Genomic DNA, 22,287 nt, shown 5'->3' with positions numbered 1-22,287 from the left:
CACAAGTGCCATGAACTTAAAGCACGATGCGAAAGAATATTTTTTCATTGTTTTCTACTTTTACTTTGTTCTTTTAGTTTATTACTCTCTGTTAGTATTCCATGCTGGCGTTTCTTCCTCGTATTCTGACATCCAACCTGGTGTTTGCTTAGCGTCTCCATGCGTTCCACCTAGTTGTGCAGGATTATGCTGACCATTAAAAGGAGAGCCTGCCATCAAATAAGTGCTTTCGTTTACCAAAACTATTTCACACTTTGGTGCAGAATAGTTCTTCTTTTGTTTCTTTTTCTCCATTGTTTTATCAATTAAAATAGTTATTATTTCGTGCTTAATTTCTTCTTATTTCGTTTACGTAGGGACACAAAAAAGCGAACAAAGGAAACTCCGAAAAGTCCTTTGTTTACAGGGGTTGCACGGCACGCCTCGCGCGCGTATGCGTGAAGAAAAAGTGGGGAGGTTAGGCCTGGCCTATATGAGAGAGAGAGAGAGAGAGAGAGAGAGTACAAAATTATTTGGAACTACCAAATAATTTGCGATATTTTTTTCATCTTTCTTCGTTAAAGAATCTAATGCAGCACAAAGTGTGTCTGCGCCTTTATTTCCTAATAAAGTGCAAACATTTGCTGAATTAATATTCTTTATGACTCTCATCGTTATTACGAGTTAATTTTAATTTAACTGGGCGCAAAGGTAGTGAGAATATATGAAACAAACAAGAAATTAGCAAAAAAATATAAAAAAGAAAGCGAATTATTGCTGTCCGATTTTCCCAAACTCTATGTGGCTACTCAAAGAAACCTTGTATTGAGACATAACTCATAAGTAGAATTCTTATCATTGTTGCCAAGCCTAAGAAGCCCCTGGATCTCTTTATTTTGTTCTTTACAAGTGTTATAGGCAGATTGGCTATAAGCGTAATCCATATTTGTATTTTTATATCATTCGCACTTTCTCCATAGAAGTATCTTAGAGGGAAATTCTGTTTTAATTGCTTAAATAAGGTCTCTATTTGCCATCCTCTCTTATAGATAGGTATAATATCTTCTGCCGACATCTGAAAATCATTGGTCAGCAGAGATATTAATCTGATCTTCCCTTTCTTGGTCTTATCCTGATATGTGATTTTTCCTACTTTATGGTAGATATCTTTTTCTCTGGTATTCTTCCTCTCACAGAGTTACACTGAAGAACAGGTTTCACAAAACCATTCAGAGGTGTTTAGCCAAACCGATAACAGAGAGCGTTTCAGCTATTGTTGGGTGTTAGGTGTTAATTGTTAGGTGTTGATGGTTAGCAGAAAGGCTCTGCGATATCTGTCGTCGCTTGCCGGCGTTTGTGGGTTCTCCCTGTGAGCATAAAGGTTTCTGTTCATCTGTGAAAATCTGTGAGAAAGAAAATATCCAACAAGCTTCTTGTGTTCTAAAAATTTATGAGAGACAAAAAGTTCAACGAGTTTTTCTTGTATTTGTACATCACAATATTCAACTTATCTATACACAAAAGTAAGGAAACAAGATTGGGGATATACTTCTCCTTTTATCCATACGAACATTAAAGTCGGATAAAAGAGACGTATATCCCCAAACTCTTTCTATCTAATTTATCAAGAACTTATTCCGTGTACAAGAAGCGTTTGATAGATTTCTTTGGTGTCTTCTCAAACTCTTCTTCATGAATACGTATCTCTGAAACCTTACAATAGGCTGGTACAATAGCATTCAACTGTGTACGATTCTCTTCCATAATATTCTTAATGTCATCAGCATTAAGTCCTAAGTTCTGAGCTTCATCATAATCAGGGTGTACCAAAGCTATAAGCTTCTCGCCACTCTGAATAACCAAGCATTCATTTACAAGAGGAAGAGAGTTTAACTTGTCTTCTATCTCTTCTGGATAGATGTTCTGCCCATTACTACCTAAAAGCATATTCTTCGAACGTCCTTTAATAAAGACATTCCCGTCTTCGTCCATCAGACCAAGGTCACCAGTATGGAACCATCCGTCCTTATCAATTGTCTGACTTGTGTCTTCTTCGTTCTTATAATATCCTAAGAGGACATTAGGACCCTTGGTAAGAATTTCTCCTGGAATGTTCGTTGGATCAGAACTATCTATACGTACTTCTTGATGTAAGGCAGCTTGTCCACAAGAACCTTGCTTAAAGCTATGCCAATCACGATAACAAATAATTGGACCACACTCCGTTGCACCATAACCTACCGTATACGGGAACTCTATACGACGTAAGAAAGATTCAATCTCACCATTGAGGGCTGCCCCACCAATAATAATCTCATATAGATTACCACCAAATGCTTGATAAACTTGTTCACGTATTTTGGCACGCACCTTCTTATTAATAACTGGCATATTAAGAAGCAAACGCATACGATTGTTCTGTATCTTTGGAAAGACCTTCTTACGAATAATCTTCTCTATGACCAATGGTACGGCAATCATGATTACTGGCTTAACTTCCTGCAAAGCTTGCGAAATAATTGCAGGAGAAGGTATGCGAGTTAGGTAATAGATATGAACACCTGAGAGGAACTCAAAGATAAACTCAAATGCCATTCCATACATGTGGGCCATCGGAAGGATACTGATGACATTATCGCCTGGCTTTATGATATTACCTAACACATGCTTTGCGAAATCAGCATTACTCCACAAAGAACGATAAGGAAGCATAACACCTTTTGAACGTCCTGTCGTTCCACTGGTGTAATTTATCAAAGCCAATTCATCTGGACTCTGTTCACGATAGTAATGGATATTTTCTTGACGGAAATACTTCGGGTAACGACGCCCAAACTCCTCATTGAGATGTTCGCGTGCATAGGTTAATTTGTCCGTGCGACTTACTACCAATGAATAATCTGGTATATAGATGATACCTTCCAACTTTGGCATCTTCATGGCGTCAACCTGTGTCACTACGACGTCACCAACAAAGAGTAGTTTTGCATCAGAGTGATTAACAATATTATGAATCTGCTCTGGCATAAACTCATGTAAGATAGGTACAGCTACTGCGCCATAGGTGAGTACGGCAAGAAAGGCAGCTGCCCATGCAGAAGAGTTCCTTCCACAAAGCGCTATCTTATCTCCTCGTTTAACACCACTTGCCTCAAACATAATGTGCAATTTCTCTATCTTTCTTGCAACATCATGATATTGAAGGGTCTTACCCTTATAATCGGTTAGAGCATCACGATCCCAAAATTCGATGATACTCTTCTCTATTAATTCATTAAAACTTGGAATCTTTTCCATTGCACAATATTTCAAACTCTGTGCAAAGATACATATTTATAAGCACATTTCAAAATATTATGTGCAGAAAAGTACAAAGATGAATTGAAAAGAAACATAAAAAGCGACGCGTCTAAACGAACAAAAAAAATGCCCCCTTGACACCAACAATGGTGACAGGGGGGTGTCATACGTTCATACGACTTGCCCAAAACGAGTGTATACAATATTAAAGAACTCAAAGACAACAAGCCATTTTATCACAATTGTAACATCTTAGAAGACAAAGGGTACATCAGTACGGAAAATCAACTTGACATTTTTGATACTGTCAACATCAGGCTTGAATGTCCATATAGGCTTATCCAAAAGAACTGAAAGCCAACCTTCAACCCTATAGCAAAGGCAAGAAAGAGGATTGAAACAGTACTTTCACAACTTACAAACCAGTTCCTCGTCATCAGAAAGTACGCCAAAGAAACATGCGCTCTTTTTGTCCGAATAGTGGGAAAAGTCTGTGCGATGACCGCATTAGAACACATCAACTACATTATCAACAAGCCTATAAGCAGGTTCAAATACACACTGATTTAATTCCACCAATGGGTTGAGACTATCAAATATACCCGAAAAGCATAATATACATCAAATGTCAATACCCTTATAAAATTATGTTCAAAGTGTTTGGTAATCTCGAGAATATCGTAACATCTGCTCTGTGTATGACTCAGAATAATCTACGACAACATCTATTACTTCACCAAAATCATTATATATAGGTGTAAGGACTGGGTTTATAAACCCTTTATAAGGTGCTATATTCAAGTTTTCATAGCGACGTAATACTTCTGCATGAAGAACAGAATTCAGTTTGATAGCATACTTCTCCACTAAAGCACGAGCCATATAGAAGTCTCCTTCGCTCTTAATACGCTGTATCTCTGCAAGTTGATAAGCAAAGATATACCGTAAAGTTTCATAGTCATTAATACGCACAAATGTTTTTGATTGGCCTGTCTTTTCATCTTTACAAGTTACAAGCTCTACAACATTATCATCTTTTCCTAACTCCAAAGCCCATTGCGCAATAAGTGCACGGTTCTGCATGTGCGACTCTTCTATCTGTTTGCCAGGTTTAATACGGACTTGTTGGGTGAGCAAACCATTCATCATATAGCTATAATACTGCGCCTTATAAGCTTCTTCATTATCTAAGAGTCCAAGCTCTAAAAGTTTCAGATCTGCTATATAATATAACCCAAATAAATCAGCACGAGCCTCTTCTATAGTATTACCATAGTTCTTCAACGCATCAGGATCAGTACCAGGCAGTAATCGTCCACTCCCATGTCCTAAGCATTCATGAAGATCTGTATGAAGATCATCGGTCTTATCAGCATATAGTTCTAATAGTCTTCGTGTATCATCGTCAATGACAAACTCCTCCCGAAAGCCGTTTCCTTTTGCAGCCATATTGTAAGCATGGGTAAGATTAGATATTGTCACACTCTTCGAACCATGCTCTGCTCGAATCCAGTCAGCATTTGGCAGATTTATACCTATAGCTGAAGATGGATACTCATCACCTCCCAACATTGCAGCACAAACAACATTTGCTGTAACACCTTTTACAACCTCTTTCCTAAACAAAGGCTTAATTGGTGAATGGTCCTCAAACCACTGTGCATTAGCAGATATAGTTTGTGTACGATGTGTGGCTTTAAGATCTTTATATTCAACGATACCTTCCCATGAGCCTTTCAATCCCATAGGGTCACCATAGACCTCAATAAAACCATTGATAAAGTCTATTCGACCATTCTGCTCACGTAACCACTCTATAGAATATGTATCGAAATCATGTAAATCACCTGTCTCATAATAACGAATTAACAATTCTATCACACGTTGCTGTCGTTTGTTTTCAACAAATTCTTTTGCACGATTTAGCCAGAATACTATCTTTCTAATCGCAGCCCCATATTTCCCTTCTACTTTCCAGACATCTTCACGGATTAAATCACCTTCTTTTACAAGAGTAGAATTTAATCCATAAGATGGAACTTCACTTATTGGGCCTTCTTGCTTTAACTTAGCATAAAATTCTTCAACCTCCTGCTGAGAAACTCCGTCATAATAATTACATGCAGAGGAGCGTACAATATCTTTACCATCCGACTTATCAACTCGCTTTGGAAGAACTGTCGGATCAAATATTACAGGGCATAACTCATCAAGCAAAGACGTTACTGTCTCTCCCTCGTTAAGCGGAAGCTGATTAGTATCAAGCGCTAAGACTTCTTTACGAAAGAAATCTTCTGTAAATAATGGTGAGAACTTATCGCACGCATAATGATGATAAATACCATTAGCAAACCAAACGTGCTTCAGATATTCCTCTAAAGCACGAAAATTATAATCTAACTTTTCACCATTATAGTTCAAATAGACAGCCTCTAAAGTCTTTCTAATACGGAGGTTGTATTTGCCGAACTGATCAAATGTTATATCACGTCCAAATAGCGTAGCTTGCGACAAACAATATATTAACTGTTTTTGCCTAATTGTCAGTGATTCGAAATCCGGGAGCCGATATCGTAATAGTTGTATATCGGCAAACCGTTCATCCTGAAAGTTAAAAGTTTCCTCTCCTATTGATTCGATCATTTTTTATTTATTTCTTAAGCGGTTTCTTCACACGTACATCTTCAGATGAGTGTTGTGTTGAATGCCGCATTCTATAGTCACGTGGGGTGACACCATTTAGTTTATAGAAAGAAGCATAGAATGATTGTCTGTTTGAGAAACCCACCATATCACTGATATCTTCCATATTCAGCTCTTGATAACGTTTATCAACCAATAGAGCCATAGCCTCCTCTATTCTGAATTTGTTAACGAATGACGTATAGTTCATGTGAAATCTCACATTTACTACCGCCGAGATGTAGCGTGTATTAGTCCCCAAGTCCTCAGCAAGTTGCTTGGCAGAATAATTCTTGTCTTTGTAACGTTGCTGAATAAGAATGATATTAAGGATTTTCTCCTTTAATTCATCCATTAGTTGCGGACTGACCAAACTTCGGTAAGCAGCTACCTTCTCTTTCTTTTCAGTTAAATTGTACTTAGCCATAATCCGTGTATTTTTAGTTACCTATTTGTTATTACACTGCAAATATAACATTTTTAATTAAGAATGTCAAGTTTATAGCAAGTTTTTTAATATCTATTAGTTATTATATTTCACAAAGAAATAATTACACTCTCTATTATCCATGTATAAATTATTTACATATATAATCTTAACATCTTTTTATACAAAGCGTTTCCGATTTTATCTTTTTACGTTCTTCTTTACATAAGACAAATCTTATACGTCGTAAACAAAGAACCACTACCTTTATATTTTTTTAACCTTACCCCGTCACAAATGTTACCTTGTTCACTTTCTTTCATCATATACCTTTGCATCCGAAAATAACATTATTGAAATAAATATAGAACTAAGAAACATGGCAGAAAACAAAATGTTCTGTTTCCAATGTCAGGAAACAGCAAAAGGTACAGGGTGTACTATTCAAGGTGTATGTGGTAAGAAAGCAGACACAAGCCGTTGGCAAGATTTGTTACTTGGCGTTGTAAGAGGTGTTGCTACTATAGCAGATTCACTTCGCAAAGCTGGTATAGAAACGAATCAAGAGGTTGGTGATTATCTCGTAGACGCACTTTTCGCTACGATTACAAATGCCAACTTTGACGATCAAGCTATATTAAATAAGGTGGACAATGGTGTTCGAATTAAGCACGAACTTCTCTCTCTTGCAAAGGAGAAGAATGTAATTCTACCTGATTACCAAGAAGTAAATTGGGGAGGTGAGAAGGCTGACTACGAAGCAGAAGGTAATCGCGAAGGTGTACTCCGTACAGAGAATGAGGATATACGTTCGTTGAAAGAGTTGACAGTCTTAGGTTTGAAGGGTATGGCTGCTTACTACGAGCACGCTTCACACCTCAACGAGCGCAACGAAGACATCATCGCTTTCATGGAGAAGGCTCTTGCTACCATTTCAAACCCAGCTGCTGACATGGATACATTGCTGGCTACAGTAATGGAAACTGGTAAATTCGGTGTAGATGCAATGGCATTGCTTGATAAAGCGAACACGCAGGCTTACGGCAATCCAGAACTTACAAAGGTTAATATTGGTACAGGTAGCCGTCCAGGTATACTTATTTCTGGTCATGACTTGAAGGATATTGAGCAACTATTAGAGCAGACAGAGGGTACTGGTGTAGACGTTTATACTCATGGTGAGATGCTCCCAGCTCACTATTATCCACAGTTGAAGAAATACAAGCACCTTGTAGGCAACTATGGTAATGCATGGTGGAAACAGAAAGAAGAGTTCGAGACATTCAATGGTCCTATCGTCTTCACGACGAACTGTATTGTTCCTCCATCACCAAAGGCAAGCTATAAGGATCGTGTCTTCACGACTAATGCAACTGGTTTCCCTGGTTGGAAGCACATCGTAGCTGATGAGAATGGTCACAAGGACTTCTCTGAAGTAATTGAGATCGCAAAGACATGTAAGGCTCCAACAGCTATCGAACAGGGTGAGATCATCGGTGGATTTGCTCATGCACAAGTATTTGCGTTAGCTGATAAGGTCGTTGAGGCCGTTAAGAGTGGTGCTATCCGCAAGTTTGTTGTAATGAGTGGGTGTGATGGTCGTATGAAGAGCCGTGATTATTATACAGAGTTTGCAGCTCAGCTACCAAAGGATACTGTTATCTTGACCAGTGGTTGTGCTAAGTTCAAATACAATAAACTGAACCTTGGTGACATCAATGGTATTCCACGTGTATTGGATGCAGGACAGTGTAATGACTCTTATTCATGGGCTGTAGTTGCATTAAAGCTGAAAGAAATCTTTGGTGCAAACGATATTAACGACCTTCCTATCGAGTTCAACATCGCATGGTATGAGCAGAAGGCAGTTATCGTCCTACTTGCCCTACTCTACCTTGGTATCAAGAATATTCACATCGGTCCTACATTGCCAGCCTTCGTTTCTCCAAACGTTCTGAAGGTATTGGTTGAAAACTTTGGTCTGGGCGGTATTACCTCTGTTGAGGAAGACCTCAAGAACATGGTAGGATAAATTAATCACATATATAAACTTGAAGCTCATTCTTTTTTTGAATGGGCTTTTTTTATACCTTTCAGAGAAATGAGAAATAGAACCTGTTAAAGAAAGGAGATATACATCTACCTCCTTTCTTCCTTCTACAAGTGAAAATCTAAATAATAAGATTTCAGCTATAAAGAAGCTAATAAAAGAAGTGAGAACGTTAAACAAACACGAAGAATACGTTAGACATTTCTGTGGTTAATCCCCTTCTATTTGAGGAAAGGGCAGGAATAAGACTATTACTCATGCTTTTATGTCAATACTTTTCGCACCTATCAATCCTAACACATGCTCTATAAGTTCATAGAAAAGCCTTATCTACGTTCAAGAACATGCCCTTCTTACATATTGAAGACGCCCTTCTTGAAGCAAGAGAAGCACCTTCTTTTACTATGCATATAATCTACTGAAACACAATTTATTATACAACCAATGCCAAGAGGAGGTATAGTATTATTTTGAGAAGATTACACACATCTTAATGTCATGCTTTTTCATAATCCTACCGATTACCTTGAAGTGTAGAGCAATTACTGATACATCATTATGAAGATGCTGGCAAATAAAGTAAAGCAAATCCATCTTTCATTGAGAAATGAGAACTGCCAACGACTTTCTTGCGTGTTATCTTATGAGTAGAACGAAGTATCCAACAACTTGAGGTATACAGAGAGTGTACATGTGAAGAGCTTACAACAATCACAAACTTAATCAAAAAACATGCAGAGAAACAAGTTCTAAAGCATAGGAAAGTTTGCACATATCCCTCGAAAAGGATGATAAACTAAACAATAGTTGAGTTCAAACATCATAGTTAGAATTAAATTAAATATAAATTTAAGGTTTATTATCCGTAAAAAGATAAATTATTAATAATAATTTGTATCTTTGTGCAACCATAGGAATATAATAATATCATCATAAAATATAATGCAGAAAAAAGCACTTATCACGGGTATTACAGGCCAAGATGGTTCTTATTTGGCAGAATTGTTACTCGAAAAAGGTTATGATGTGCATGGAACTATCCGTCGTTCATCAGTAGATTTCCGTGAGCGTATAGCTCATTTAGAGGGACGTCCTCATTTCCATTTGCATTATGCTGACCTCAGTGATTCAATGAGTATTCTTGGAGTAATCAGCAAAGTACGCCCTGATGAGATTTATAATCTTGCAGCGCAAAGTCATGTACAGGTCAGTTTCGACTCTCCAGAATTTACAGCTGACGTCGACGCTGTGGGCGTATTACGTATTCTTGAAGCTGTTCGTCAGTTGGGAATGACAGAGACTTGTCGTATCTATCAAGCTTCGACATCCGAATTATACGGCAAGGTTGAGGAGGTTCCACAGAACGAAAACACCCCATTCCACCCTTACAGTCCCTACGCAGTTGCTAAGCAATATGGTTTCTGGATTGTGAAGGAATATCGTGAGGCTTATAATATGTATTGTTGCTCTGGTATTCTTTTCAATCATGAGAGTGAGCGTCGTGGAGAAACCTTCGTTACTCGTAAGATTACACTTGCTGCAGCTCGTATCAAACAGGGTAAGCAAGACAAGCTCTACTTGGGCAACCTCGGTTCTCTTCGTGACTGGGGATATGCTAAGGACTACGTAGAGTGTATGTGGTTAATCCTCCAACAAGAACAACCAGAGGATTTCGTTATTGCAACGGGTGTACAACATAGTGTTCGAGAGTTCTGCTATTACGCTTTCAAACGTGTAGGAATAGAACTTGAATTCCAAGGCGAAGGCATGGACGAAAAGGGTATTGACAAGGCAACTGGAAATGTTATCATTGAGGTAAGTCCTGATTTTTATCGTCCAACTGACGTTGTCAATCTCTGGGGAGACCCAACAAAGGCAAAGGCAAAACTTGGATGGAATCCTAACAGTACCAGCTTTGAAGAGCTTGTCAACATTATGGTAGACAGCGACATGGCAAAAGTTGCATCTGAAGGTGCTGCTGAGAAGGTTAGGACAAATCTTGAAGAGTATTTGGAGAAAGGTATCGTTAAGTAGGACATCTTTCGTCATTCTCTCTCCTCACAGATAGAGATAATTACCGCTTATGCTGATAGTTGGCGATTCTCAATAGTCGCTTTCTATCAGCTATTGTTACTTTTTACAGTCTATTCAACAAATACGCAATGAATAAAAATAGTAAGATATACGTCGCTGGACACAATGGATTGGTTGGCTCAGCAATATGGAACAATCTTCTACAACGAGGATACAAGAATCTTGTTGGACGAAGTCATAAAGAACTGGACCTAACTGATCAGCAAGCTGTAAAGCGATTCTTTGATGAGGAAAAGCCTGATGCTGTTGTTCTCGCAGCTGCATTTGTAGGAGGAATTATGGCTAACTACCTCTATCGGGCAGACTTTATCATGCAAAACATGAAGATACAATGTAATGTTATCGAGCAAAGCTATCTTCATGGAGTAGAGAAACTCCTCTTCCTTGGTAGTACATGCATCTATCCAAAGAATGCACCACAGCCAATGCATGAAGACTCTTTATTGACTTCTCCTTTGGAATACAGTAATGAAGAGTATGCTATTGCAAAGATAGCTGGACTGAAGATGTGTGAAAGCTATAACCTTCAGTATGGTACGAATTACATAGCAGTTATGCCAACAAACCTCTATGGGCCTAATGATAACTTCCATTTGGAGAACTCTCATGTGATGCCAGCAATGATGCGCAAGATTTACCTTGCCAAACTAATCCACGAGAATGATTGGGATGCTATACGTAATAATATGAACAAGCGCCCTATCAATCCAACCGACAAGTTGCGTGCAGAGATTGGTGAAGGTAATGTTGATGGTAAGAATACAGAAGAACGTATCTTGAAAGCTCTCGCTTTCTATGGCATTGAGAATAATAAGGTAACGCTATGGGGTGACGGAAGTCCATTACGTGAGTTCCTTTGGAGTGAAGATATGGCTGATGCCAGCGTTCATATCCTATTGAACGTAGATTTCAAGGACATCATTGGAATTGAGAAATACTCAAGTGTTTTCTATGGTGCAAAGGTTGATGGTGTAGTCGACCGAAACAATTCTGAAGGCCGTGGTGGTGCTATCCCATCATTAGGAGAGATTCGTAACTGCCACATCAATGTAGGTACTGGCAAAGAGCTTACCATCAAAGAACTTGCAGAACTTGTCAAGAAGACAGTTCACTTTGAAGGAGATATAATCTGGGATACTGAGAAGCCGAATGGTACACCACGAAAACTCATTGATGTAGAGAAGTTGCACCGCCTTGGGTGGACACACAAAGTGGAAATTGAAGATGGAGTTGAGAAACTCTACGAGTGGTATCAAGAAAGCTTAAAGTAATTTATATCATTGATTGGGCATATTGGGCATATCAGCCCAATAAGCCTAATTAGACTAATAAGTCCGCCCTACCGCAAACAACATTAATTCATTAAAATCTTTACTATATGAAGAAACAAGTATTACTAACCGTAGCATTATTGTCTGCTACAAGCATGATGGCACAGAAGCTAACGTATCCACAAGCTCCTAAGGATGGGACTGTAGACACCTATTTTGGTGTGAAAGTTGCCGATCCTTATCGCCCATTAGAGAATGATAGTTCCAAAGCTACTGCTGAATGGGTAGCTGCTGAGAACAAGGTTACACAGGAGTATCTCTCCCGTATTCCGTTCCGTGGGAAACTCCTAAAACGTATGAAGGAGTTATCAAACTATGAGAAGATATCAGCTCCTTCCTACATTAAATCTATTGGGAAGTGGCTCTTCTACAAGAATGATGGTCTGCAGAACCAGAGTGTACTGTATATTATGAATCGACTTGGGGATGAGAAGAACGCACGTGTATTCCTTAACCCCAACCAACTGTCATCAGACGGAACCGTTGCATTGAAAGGTATCTACTTCTCACACAACGGCAAGTATGCAACCTACTCTATCTCTCGCAGCGGAAGCGACTGGCAGGAGTTCTATGTAATGGATGTCAAGACAGGAAAACTGCTTGATGACCATATTAATTGGGCCAAATTTTCTGGCGCATCATGGCAAGGTGATGGTTTCTACTACAGTGCCTACGATGCTCCACAGAAAGGACATGAGTTCAGTAATGTCAACTCTGTCCAGAAGATCTACTATCATAAGATAGGTACTCCACAGTCTGAAGATGTCCTCTTCTACCAAAATCCAGCAAACCCAATGCGGTTCTATGCTGTAAGTGTTAATGAAGAAGAGACCATGATGTTCCTCTATGAAAGCGGTGCAGGCTCAGGCAACATTGTCTATGTACGTGATCTCCGTCAACCTAATAGTCAATTCATTCAGATGACATCTAATCTTGACCTGCAGTATAGCCTGATTGAGACTATTGGTGATAAGATGTACTTCCTTACTAATGATGGTGCACCTAAGAACCGACTGATGGTCACAGACCTCAAGCACCCTGGTTTCAGTGAATGGAAGACCCTTGTACCAGAGTCTAAGGATATGCTTGAAGGGGTTACCTTTGCTGATGGAAAGATGATTCTGAACTATATGAAAGATGCTTCCAGCCACGCGTACGTTTATTCTATGGATGGTAAACAACTCTCAGAGATTAAACTTCCTACGTTAGGTAGTGCAGCTTTCTATGGAGAGAAAGATCGTAAAGAGGTTTTCTATTCCTTCTCTTCTTTCACCGTACCAACTACCATCTATCAGTATGACCTCAGTTCTGCAAACAGTAAGGTATATGCAGCACCTAAGGTAAAGTTCAAAGAGTCTGACTATGTCTGCGAACAGGTCTTCTATCCAAGTAAGGACGGAACAAAGATACCTCTCTTCATCACTTATAAGAAAGGTTTGAAGCGCAATGGTAAGAACCCAGTATTCCTCTATGCATACGGTGGATTCAATATAGCTTTAACCCCTTACTTCTCTTCTGTACGTATTCCTTTCATCGAAAATGGTGGAATCTATGCACAAGCATCCCTTCGTGGTGGTAGCGAGTATGGTGAGGATTGGCACGTAGCTGGTACAAAGATGCAGAAACAGAATGTTTTTGACGATTTCATTGCAGCTGGTGAATGGCTTATCGAGAATAAATATACAAGTAAAGATTACCTCGCTATCGTTGGTGGCTCAAATGGTGGTTTGCTCATAGGAGCTTGCATGACACAGCGTCCCGACCTTTATAAAGTATGTATCCCACAAGTAGGTGTTATGGATATGTTACGCTATCATAAGTTTACTATTGGTTGGAACTGGGCACCAGACTACGGAACAAGTGCTGACTCAAAGGAGATGTTTGATTATCTCCACGCTTACTCTCCACTCCACAACCTCCGTCCTGGTACAAAGTATCCTGCTACTTTGATAACAACAGCCGACCATGACGACCGTGTTGTACCAGCTCACTCATTCAAGTTTGCAGCTACATTGCAGGCTGACAATGCTGCTGACACACCAACACTTATCCGCATTGATACCAAGGCGGGACACGGAAGTGGCAAACCTCTGTCTAAGCAGTTGGAAGAGCAAGCTGACATCTACGGCTTCATCCTTTATAATATGGGATTGAAATATTAAGAGATTAAAGGGGTTATGCCTATTGCTCATATCCAAAGGACTATCTTTAATAAAGGTATAACCCCTTACCTTTTTTATATTTCTCAACAGGTAAAATATAGTCCTATCTCCATTTCACCCTTTTAATCCTAAGTTTTCAATCAAATGCAGATACTATTAGCATCCGCTAAAATAATGAACAGTACCACAACGGTACCAACTCCTAACACTCATCTGCCTCGTTTCCATAAAGAAGCGGGGCAGATGGCATTAGAGCTAAGCAGCCTTTCTGTAGAAGAACTTGCCCAAACGATTCCATGTAACGCTAAGATAGCACTTGAAAACAAGCTACGCTATCAAGATTTCTTCAATGAAGAAGCCTTTCTCCCTGCTCTCCTCGCCTATTACGGACAAGCATATAAATGTCTTAAAGCACACGAGTACAGTCAAGAAGACTTCAGCTATGCAGACAAACATCTCTGGATAACAAGTTTTCTCTATGGCCTCTTACGTCCATTAGACCTTATCCATCCTTATCGTCTGGAAGGGAAAGCAAAGCTACCATCGGCTGAAGGCAAGAATATGTTTGCTTATTGGAAACCACTCCTCACAGACCTCCTCATAGAAGCAGTGCATGCTGACGATGGTATCTTAGTACATTTAGCAACAGAAGAGTTCCAACATCTCTTCGATTGGAAACGATTACAAAAAGAGGTACGCATTATTCAGCCACTCTTTATGGTTGACCAGGGAAGTCGTCTGAAGGCTGTCAGTGTGTATGCAAAGAGTTGCCGTGGTGCAATGACAAGTTACATCCTCCGTAATCAACTGGCCTCGCCTGACGAGCTCCTCACCTTTGAGTATGATGGTTTCACCTATCATAAAGATTATGGAGATGAAGACCATCCACACTTTATCCTAAAGCCTTAATCAGTATTCACACCTTATTATAAATGTAAAAGTCAAATTAATTATGTCAATAGAAGAATATCGTCAACAGATCCTAACCTCCCTACTTGCCAAAACCAATAGTAAGGGAGAACCACGTTTTGATGAAGCAGCTGCAAAGGAACTACTCGCTCAACTGTCAGACGAGGAGTTAGAAGAAGGCATCATGTTCAATACACCTGATGATGTAGCAGAAGTTCTATCAGAAGTCGGAAAGCTTTGAAAGATAGTCAAGGGGTTATTAACCTTGAAATAGAGTGATTGACTAAAGAGCAATTATACATCTTTCACATGCCTATCAAGGTTTAGTAGGAATACAAAGTGACATTTCTACACATGCCGTAAAAATGGCTCTAATAAGAGAGAGACTATAACCTCTATTATATAAATAAAGTTTTAAATTCATTTGCTGTCATTTTTAACATTTGATGTAAGTATGCTATAAATTAATAAGTTAAGTGTCTACGAAGAATGACAACAATGACAGGAAATTAAGTTTAGACGAATTAAGCTACTTAGTCACTTGAGACATCGGATAAGTCTATTATTATCGTTATTAGACCATCCAACAAAGATCAATTATGACAAGAGCAACAAAAAAGGTAAAAGAAAGAAAACTCCTTTACCTTTTATGCTTTATATCTTTATATAAGTTCCTTAGAAACGATAACCAACAGTGAGTAGTAACTGACTTCTGTTATTCTTAACATCAGTAGTTGTAGCCACGTTAGACTCTGTTACAGTTGTCGTACCAGCCGGTATAGATATGTTCCTAATATTAGAGAATGGAGCAAAAGAACCTTTCTGTGCACTATACTGATAAGCCAAGTCTATATTGAACTTCTTAACCTGATAACCAACACCTAATGTGAAGCGATTAATTTCGCCCCAGTTTGTGTAGTCTGTTGTTGAAGCATACGTTGTACCTAAAGAAGCAAGACCGGGATCTTTCTGCGCATCACTTACATATTTTGGACTTACATAGTTGTAACCTATACGTAAAGCAACATTGCTTACAGGCTTGTATTCAACACCTAACTTCAAAGTGCTAACGCCCTTCAGAACTTCCTTAGTGTGGTTATTCATAGTCTTGTCAGGGCTTGATGACTTGTAGTACTGACCGTAATAATCATAGTATCCACCATCGTTGACTCTACTGTTTATATTACTGAAGTTCTCATACTCGTAAGTTGCACCCAAGGCGAGGTAATTACCAACGGTGTGACCAAGAGAGAAACCAAACTTCCAAGGTGTCCACAGCTTGAAATCGTATGAGTTGCTAATAGATGAATCCGTGCTTCGCACACTCGTTGTACTTGGGGAATAAACAAGACGAGTATTATTTGATGTCGTCAAGTCATACCAGGTAGGAGTCTTCACGTATGCACCAATTCTGAAAGGGGACTCAGCTACAGGACGAACAATTACACCAGCAGTGATATCAAAACCTGAACCTGTAATCTTTCTCTCATCTCGGACAAGTACACCACCAGCATTGCTGAAATTCTCACGATACTCGCTATATCCCTTATAATTAACATCCTTCATACCGAATGTCAGACCAAGATAAACCCTGTCATTGAAATTCCCGCTCACAGCAAAGTCATAATTACCAATATAACCAGTGTTTGCACGAGCAAGATTATAGCCCGAAGCCGACTCATAGTTAAGCCTTCCTGTATTTTTATCAGGGATAAGATTATTCCAATAGAGGTAATCAATCTGACTCCAAGTGTATGCGACATTCTCTGATGTAGAATTTACATAACCGATATTCTCACCATACTTATTCTTATCAACAAAGAATCCACCAGAATTCTCATTAGCAAGCATACCCTTAATATATGACTGCTTATTCTGTGAACTTCCGTCCAATGAGTTAGCAGCATTGAGGATATAATCAAAGTTCTTACCCTTATGATAGTTGAAACCAAAGTTAATGAACGATTTCTGTCCAGTACGAGTAGAATAAACACCACCTATCTGGTCGAAGCTCAGATTAGTCTTTTTGCCGTTAGAGAAGTCCTTACCATCAGACTGCATAAGTAGTCCACCACTGATACTAACATTGCTATGACGGAACAGACCGATACCAGCTGGGTTAGTACCAATAGTAGAAATATCAGCACCCAAAGCTTCCATAGCTCCACCCATACCAACATAGCGTGCAGTACCATTCAAGTCCTCGCCTGCTAACTTAGCATTCTCGTATGTCTCTTGTGCATTTGCTGACAAAGCAGCAAACAACGATACTGCGAAGAAAATATATTTACTCTTCATATCTGATATGCTTTATTAATTAAACATTCATTATCCAAAATACTATCTATGACTACCAAAGGCACTGCGTGAGCCACCAGAACTGCTGCCTCCACCGCCAGAATATGAACCACCGAAGCTACCACCACCTCTTGCACCACCAAATGAGCTTGGTGAAGGCTGTGAGAATGTAGAGCGCTCTGGCTGAGAATAAGAGCGTGTCTGATTCTCAAAACCATTCTGACGTGCACCACCAAAGCGGTCATAGTAATTGCTCATGTCATTACGTGGAGCTGCTGTATTACCATACTGGTTCACATTACCACGACGATTTGAGTATGTAGATTGTCCATTGCTATAGACATTACTTCTTGCCTGAGAGCCAAAGTCCCTTTGAGAACTACCCCAGTGATTGGCAGTACCAGTGTGTCCATTGTAAGCATAGTAGCCACTCCTTCCGTAACCATAGTAAGGATAGCCACCATAATAGCCATAATATCTGCTCCAAGGACTGTACCAACCATAACCAGCATAACCATAATAGTATGGATAACCGCCGTAGTAGCTATAATATGGATAGCCACCGTAATAACTATAATAAGGATAACCACCATAATAACCATAATACCATGGTTCGTCCCAAGTGTCATACCATCCACTATAATAAGGTGAACGCCATCCCCATCCTACATAGAACGAAGAGCGACCAGCAAACCATGGGTCATAATAGCCACCCCAGAAGCCATCGAAACGACTCATTCTTCTGCTATAAGCAAAGTCATCGTTATCACTTTCGTACTGACGAGTAAAACCTCCATAGATAGTATCTAACACTACAGAGTCGCCATGCAACGTAGAAACACGTGACATAAAGATATCATTACCCAAAGAGTCAACACCTATCTTCTTATAGTTATACTTACCACGACGATTGTATTCGTCATTAGACTTACCAATGCCACTATAATAGACAGGACGATCTTCCTCTATCTTATTCTGTTGATAAGCAGACTGCTCTGCCTTTGACGGGGTAAAATAAAGGTCATCTTGTGCCATTGAAAGTAATGGCATAGCTCCAAACAAAACCGAAAGAAAAACTAATCGTTTCATATACCCTATATTTAATTACTAACTATTCTTTAACACCAATAATAATGTATGTACACTATTTCGATAGTGCAAAAATAAGACAACTTTACTTGCAAATATACGGATTTTCCCTAATCCATGGTAGGTTTTTCCCTATTTTTTATAATTTTGCAGTAGAAATTTAACACCAAGATGAAATATATACAAGTAAAGTTTACGGCAGAACCTGATTCTCAGGACGTAAGAGACATTATTGCAGCCCTTACAGGTGAAATAGGATTCGACTCCTTTACGGACGAGCCTGACGGACTCGTTGGCTACTGCCAAGAAGACCTTTTCAACGAAGATACACTCACTGAGACCCTACATAACCTGCCTCTACCAGACGTAACAGTTACTTTTACGGCTAATCAAGCCGAGGATAAGAACTGGAATGAGGAGTGGGAGAAAGCTGGCTTTGAGCCTATTATCATTGATAATCGCTGTGCTATTGTCTGTAAGAATATGGAAGAGGAAGCTATTGCTAACTATCCCCAGCTTGAGACTATCCCAATGAAAATACTTATTGACGCACAACAAGCATTTGGCACAGGTACACATGAGACGACACAGATGATTGTTTCCTTGTTACTAAACCAAGACCTGAAGGACAAGAGAGTTCTCGACTGTGGCTGCGGTACGGGTATCTTAGGTATTGTGGCCGCAAAGTGTGGTGCAAAGGAAGTTGTAAGCTATGACATTGATGAGTGGAGTGTGCGCAATGCCGAGCATAATGCCGAACTAAATGGTGTAGAGTTAGATGTGCTTGAAGGCGACAAGCGAGTCCTCTCTCACGTGAGTGGAGTCTTTGATGTTATCTTAGCAAACATCAACCGTAATATTATCCTTGAAGACATAGACGAGCTTGTCAGTGTTATGACAACTGATTCAAAAATTATTCTGAGTGGTTTTTATGAGCAGGACGCAGAAGCTATCCTTCAGAAAGCTAACGATCTCGGTCTGAAAGAGAGTCAACGTTTATTGAATCATGACTGGTGCTGCTTACTTCTTGAACGTCAGTAACATCTTCTTGTATAAGTAGTTGCTGCAAGTCATAGAAGCTACCATTGTAGATGTTTAAGTCTACGTATCCCTTAATACCTGGCAGTTTCCCAGCATCGGTATGCTGCCAGAATTTCCAATTCCCCTGATACTCCATCTGATGAACATAGTAGTGAGCTATCCAATAAGGGTAGTCATCAAAGCGAGAATCTGAGAGATATTGGTCCTTAAACTTATAATAGGTGTAGATGATAGGCTTCACATGATACCTATCTTCTACTATATGCAACCATGTAAGAATATTCTGTTGGAACTCTTCCGTACTAATATTCTTCGGTTTGTGCTCAACATCAAGTACAGGAGGCAAATCTCCTGGCTCAAGATGAACCATAGCCAAGAAGAAATAAGCTTGTCTGCGCGCAGAAGAATTATTACTCCAGAAATGATAAGCGCCACGTATAAAGCCCGACTCCTTTGCATTATAGAAATTATCCCTAAACTTCATGTCAACATGACTGTCGCCCTCTGTTGACTTAATTATGATGAACCGTATGGGTAAACGGTCTATCATTGCATTCCTAAGACGGTTCCAATTAATCGTACCTTGATAACGACTCACATCAATACCATATATCGTGTAACCCTCAGGATAATCAGGGTCACCATAAATAGCACGCCATCTAAAACCAGTAGGTGCGACAAATAGGAAATAAAACAAGAAACTATATCCTGCAGCAAGACACAATCCTACAACCCATCTCATCCAACCTGGCATCTGACTCCAGGTCTTTCTCAATGAATGAAGCACTTTGGGAATAAACATGTTCTTACTGATTGATAATTTAGAGTTCTACTTTATCTTGCATTAGACGGTTACTTTCACAAAATCTTTTCATGAAAAAAAATATTTCTTGTCGTGAAAAAAAATATTTTTTATCGTGAAGAGAATTATTTCTCTTCATGAAAATAAATTAGTAAAGCAGCTGAATATGCTGAAAGAATACCGTTTCTTTTAATTTAATAAACAATGAGGAAGCCAACAATTAAGCATGGATTACAGTCGTAATCATACGATTGAGGACTTGTATTAACACGATAATAATAGATTGAAAACCAAAGGTATAACTAAACCTTAATAACTAAACACTTGAAATAAGTGTATTGTATAAGAACAGACAATAGTAAAAAACAAAAGAAGAAACAGAGGACACAATTATCCCCTATTTCTCCTTTATGAATATACTATTACTTAGCCTGCTCTAATTCAAGCGTCTTAGTAGTCAAATCACATACTGAAGAAGGACCCCAGTACTGGATAGGACCTGGATAAACATAGCATGTTTCCTTAGCCCACTTATCACGCTGAGCAGCGAAAGTCTTGAATGGAGCACCATCAAGCTCAACCAGTGCCTTACGGATAACAGGCTTCATTTCACCATTACGTCTCTCCATGTTCATCATCATAGTGATTGGCACACCACCAGCCTTCCACTGGTCAGCAGGTGCTGTGGTATTCTTAACGATAGCCATATAGCCCGTCTTGCCATTAGCAATCAGCTGGGCTGCAGATGAACCGAGTGCATAGCAGTAGTCTGCATCAAAGTTAGAAGGAGCTGCGCAACGACCCTCATAACCGAAGAAGTGGTGCTGAGCAGCAAACTTACCTGTATATTTGCCTTCCTTCTTCCACTGATCAAGCTTCGCAGCAACCATCTCTGAGATAAGTTTCTCAGTCTCAATGAGAGACACCTGTACGTTTCCGTGTGGGTCACGGTCAAGAGAAAGCTGACGTGCTACACCTTCTGGGAGTGTTTCGAAAGTAGCCTTGTTCTCTGCAGAGAGATGTTCAAGGATATATACACGCTGTGCCTGCTTGTCAAGGTTCAAGTATTCTGCACCGTGAGCAGCCAACAAGTCATTCAATTCCTGGATTAGACGACCAATAGCAGGGACAAATTCAATAAGACCCTCTGGGATTAATACAACACCAAAATTATTTCCCTGTGCTGCACGATAAGCAACAACTTCAGCAATGTTCTCAACGATGTCGTTCAAAGTCTGGTCCTTTGCCTCAATCTCTTCAGAGATTAGACAGATGTTAGGTTGTGTCTGCAAAGCACACTCAAGCGCAATGTGAGAAGCAGAACGGCCCATCAACTTAATGAAATGCCAGTACTTACGAGCAGAGTTACAGTCACGCTCGATGTTACCGATAAGCTCAGAATAAGTCTTCGTTGCTGTATCGAAACCGAAAGAAGTCTCAATCTGACTGTTCTTCAAGTCACCGTCGATAGTCTTAGGACAACCGATAACCTGTACGCCATACTGTTTAGCAGCATAGTACTCGGCCAATACGCAAGCATTGGTATTAGAGTCATCACCGCCAATGATTACTACTGCCTTGATATCTAACTTACGAAGAATCTCAAGACCCTTCTCGAATTGATCCTCTTTCTCGAGCTTTGTTCTACCAGAACCAATCATATCGAAACCACCAGTGTTGCGATAAGCCTGAAGACTCTCGGCTGTTATCTCGATATAATTGTGGTCAACAAGACCGCCAGGACCCATGAGGAAGCCATAAAGACGGTTCTCTGGGTTCAACTTCTTAACCTCATCAAAGAGACCAGAAATAACGTTGTGACCACCAGGAGCCTGACCACCAGAGAGGATAATACCAACGTTGATCTTTGCATTGTTAGCTGAATCAGCTGGAACAAACTCAACGAGAGGCATTCCGTAGGTGTTAGGGAATAGCTTCTTGATATCTTCCTGATTGTCAACACTCTGTGTAGGAGCACCTTCCTGCACCTTTACTGCACCCTGAAGAGCCTTAGGCAACTTTGGCTGATAGCCTGCTCTTTCCTTCTGCAATGCGCTAATTTCCATGTGTTTAATTTAATGTTTGAAATATAATAATTCTTTGTTATATCCTTATCTACTCTG

16 protein-coding genes and 2 pseudogenes are annotated in these 22,287 nt (G+C 39.6%); 8 read left to right on the top strand and 10 right to left on the bottom strand.

What is annotated here, in order from left to right; all coding sequences use genetic code 11:
* Positions 1-81: 81 nt before the first annotated feature.
* The 4 genes and pseudogenes from HMPREF0666_RS01930 to HMPREF0666_RS01920 form a co-directional block, all read right to left on the bottom strand.
* Positions 82-294, bottom strand: coding sequence for a hypothetical protein (locus HMPREF0666_RS01930; protein WP_009010609.1), 213 nt, complete (start codon positions 292-294; stop codon positions 82-84).
* Between the two features lie 174 nt (positions 295-468).
* Positions 469-651 (bottom strand): hypothetical protein, encoded by a 183-nt coding sequence (locus tag HMPREF0666_RS17830; RefSeq protein WP_009010608.1) that lies wholly within the window; start codon positions 649-651, stop codon positions 469-471.
* Positions 652-784: 133 nt separating this feature from the next.
* Positions 785-1,153: pseudogene (locus HMPREF0666_RS01925) on the bottom strand (transposase); the annotation flags it as partial.
* Between the two features lie 458 nt (positions 1,154-1,611).
* Positions 1,612-3,276 (bottom strand): AMP-binding protein, encoded by a 1,665-nt coding sequence (locus HMPREF0666_RS01920; protein ID WP_009010606.1) that lies wholly within the window; start codon positions 3,274-3,276, stop codon positions 1,612-1,614.
* A 162-nt stretch (positions 3,277-3,438) separates the two neighbouring features.
* On the opposite strand from HMPREF0666_RS01920, the pseudogene HMPREF0666_RS17825 reads away from it, so the two are divergent.
* Positions 3,439-3,849 (top strand): annotated as a pseudogene (locus tag HMPREF0666_RS17825) (transposase); the annotation flags it as partial.
* Between the two features lie 81 nt (positions 3,850-3,930).
* Here the strand turns inward: HMPREF0666_RS17825 and HMPREF0666_RS01915 are convergent.
* Positions 3,931-5,922: a dihydrofolate reductase gene (locus HMPREF0666_RS01915; RefSeq protein ID WP_009010605.1), complete on the bottom strand. Its 1,992-nt coding sequence runs from the start codon at positions 5,920-5,922 to the stop codon at positions 3,931-3,933.
* Between the two features lie 7 nt (positions 5,923-5,929).
* Positions 5,930-6,388 (bottom strand): AraC family transcriptional regulator, encoded by a 459-nt coding sequence (locus HMPREF0666_RS01910; protein WP_009010604.1) that lies wholly within the window; start codon positions 6,386-6,388, stop codon positions 5,930-5,932.
* A gap of 379 nt (positions 6,389-6,767) precedes the next feature.
* Here HMPREF0666_RS01910 and hcp point away from each other — a divergent pair, with 379 nt between their 5' ends.
* From hcp to HMPREF0666_RS01880, 6 genes are all read left to right on the top strand, one after another.
* Complete coding sequence (gene hcp / locus HMPREF0666_RS01905) at positions 6,768-8,420, top strand: hydroxylamine reductase (protein ID WP_042855891.1); 1,653 nt, start codon at positions 6,768-6,770, stop codon at positions 8,418-8,420.
* Positions 8,421-9,380: 960 nt separating this feature from the next.
* Complete coding sequence (gene gmd / locus HMPREF0666_RS01900; RefSeq protein ID WP_009010601.1) at positions 9,381-10,472, top strand: GDP-mannose 4,6-dehydratase; 1,092 nt, start codon at positions 9,381-9,383, stop codon at positions 10,470-10,472.
* A 128-nt stretch (positions 10,473-10,600) separates the two neighbouring features.
* Positions 10,601-11,803 (top strand): GDP-L-fucose synthase, encoded by a 1,203-nt coding sequence (locus HMPREF0666_RS01895; protein WP_009010600.1) that lies wholly within the window; start codon positions 10,601-10,603, stop codon positions 11,801-11,803.
* Between the two features lie 107 nt (positions 11,804-11,910).
* A complete protein-coding gene (locus HMPREF0666_RS01890; RefSeq protein ID WP_009010599.1) occupies positions 11,911-14,025 on the top strand; it encodes a prolyl oligopeptidase family protein in 2,115 nt (704 codons plus the stop codon).
* A 144-nt stretch (positions 14,026-14,169) separates the two neighbouring features.
* Positions 14,170-14,934: a YaaA family protein gene (locus tag HMPREF0666_RS01885; RefSeq protein ID WP_009010598.1), complete on the top strand. Its 765-nt coding sequence runs from the start codon at positions 14,170-14,172 to the stop codon at positions 14,932-14,934.
* 43 nt (positions 14,935-14,977) lie between these two features.
* Positions 14,978-15,175, top strand: a complete 198-nt coding sequence (locus HMPREF0666_RS01880; protein ID WP_009010597.1) for a hypothetical protein — start codon at positions 14,978-14,980, stop codon at positions 15,173-15,175.
* 434 nt (positions 15,176-15,609) lie between these two features.
* Here HMPREF0666_RS01880 and HMPREF0666_RS01875 read toward each other — a convergent pair whose 3' ends face one another.
* Both HMPREF0666_RS01875 and HMPREF0666_RS01870 read right to left on the bottom strand, forming a co-directional pair.
* Positions 15,610-17,232, bottom strand: coding sequence for an OmpP1/FadL family transporter (locus HMPREF0666_RS01875; RefSeq protein WP_009010595.1), 1,623 nt, complete (start codon positions 17,230-17,232; stop codon positions 15,610-15,612).
* A 42-nt stretch (positions 17,233-17,274) separates the two neighbouring features.
* The gene (locus tag HMPREF0666_RS01870) at positions 17,275-18,321 is read right to left on the bottom strand and encodes a hypothetical protein (RefSeq protein WP_009010594.1); all 1,047 of its coding nucleotides are present in this window, start codon (positions 18,319-18,321) and stop codon (positions 17,275-17,277) included.
* A gap of 171 nt (positions 18,322-18,492) precedes the next feature.
* On the opposite strand from HMPREF0666_RS01870, the gene prmA reads away from it, so the two are divergent.
* Positions 18,493-19,362 carry a 50S ribosomal protein L11 methyltransferase gene (prmA, locus tag HMPREF0666_RS01865; RefSeq protein WP_009010593.1) on the top strand — a complete coding sequence of 290 codons (870 nt, stop codon included), beginning with the start codon at positions 18,493-18,495 and terminating at the stop codon, positions 19,360-19,362.
* Here prmA and HMPREF0666_RS01860 read toward each other — a convergent pair.
* Both HMPREF0666_RS01860 and HMPREF0666_RS01855 read right to left on the bottom strand, forming a co-directional pair.
* Positions 19,286-20,104 carry a glycoside hydrolase family 25 protein gene (locus HMPREF0666_RS01860; protein ID WP_232214050.1) on the bottom strand — a complete coding sequence of 273 codons (819 nt, stop codon included), beginning with the start codon at positions 20,102-20,104 and terminating at the stop codon, positions 19,286-19,288. The two genes, prmA and HMPREF0666_RS01860, sit on opposite strands and share 77 nt — an antisense overlap.
* 482 nt (positions 20,105-20,586) lie before the next feature.
* Positions 20,587-22,230, bottom strand: coding sequence for a diphosphate--fructose-6-phosphate 1-phosphotransferase (locus tag HMPREF0666_RS01855; protein WP_009010591.1), 1,644 nt, complete (start codon positions 22,228-22,230; stop codon positions 20,587-20,589).
* Positions 22,231-22,287 lie beyond the last annotated feature (57 nt).

Source organism: Prevotella sp. C561, assembly GCF_000224595.1.
In the GTDB taxonomy this organism is placed as follows: Bacteria; Bacteroidota; Bacteroidia; order Bacteroidales; family Bacteroidaceae; genus Prevotella; species Prevotella jejuni.
This window is presented reverse-complemented; position numbering and strand designations above follow the sequence as displayed.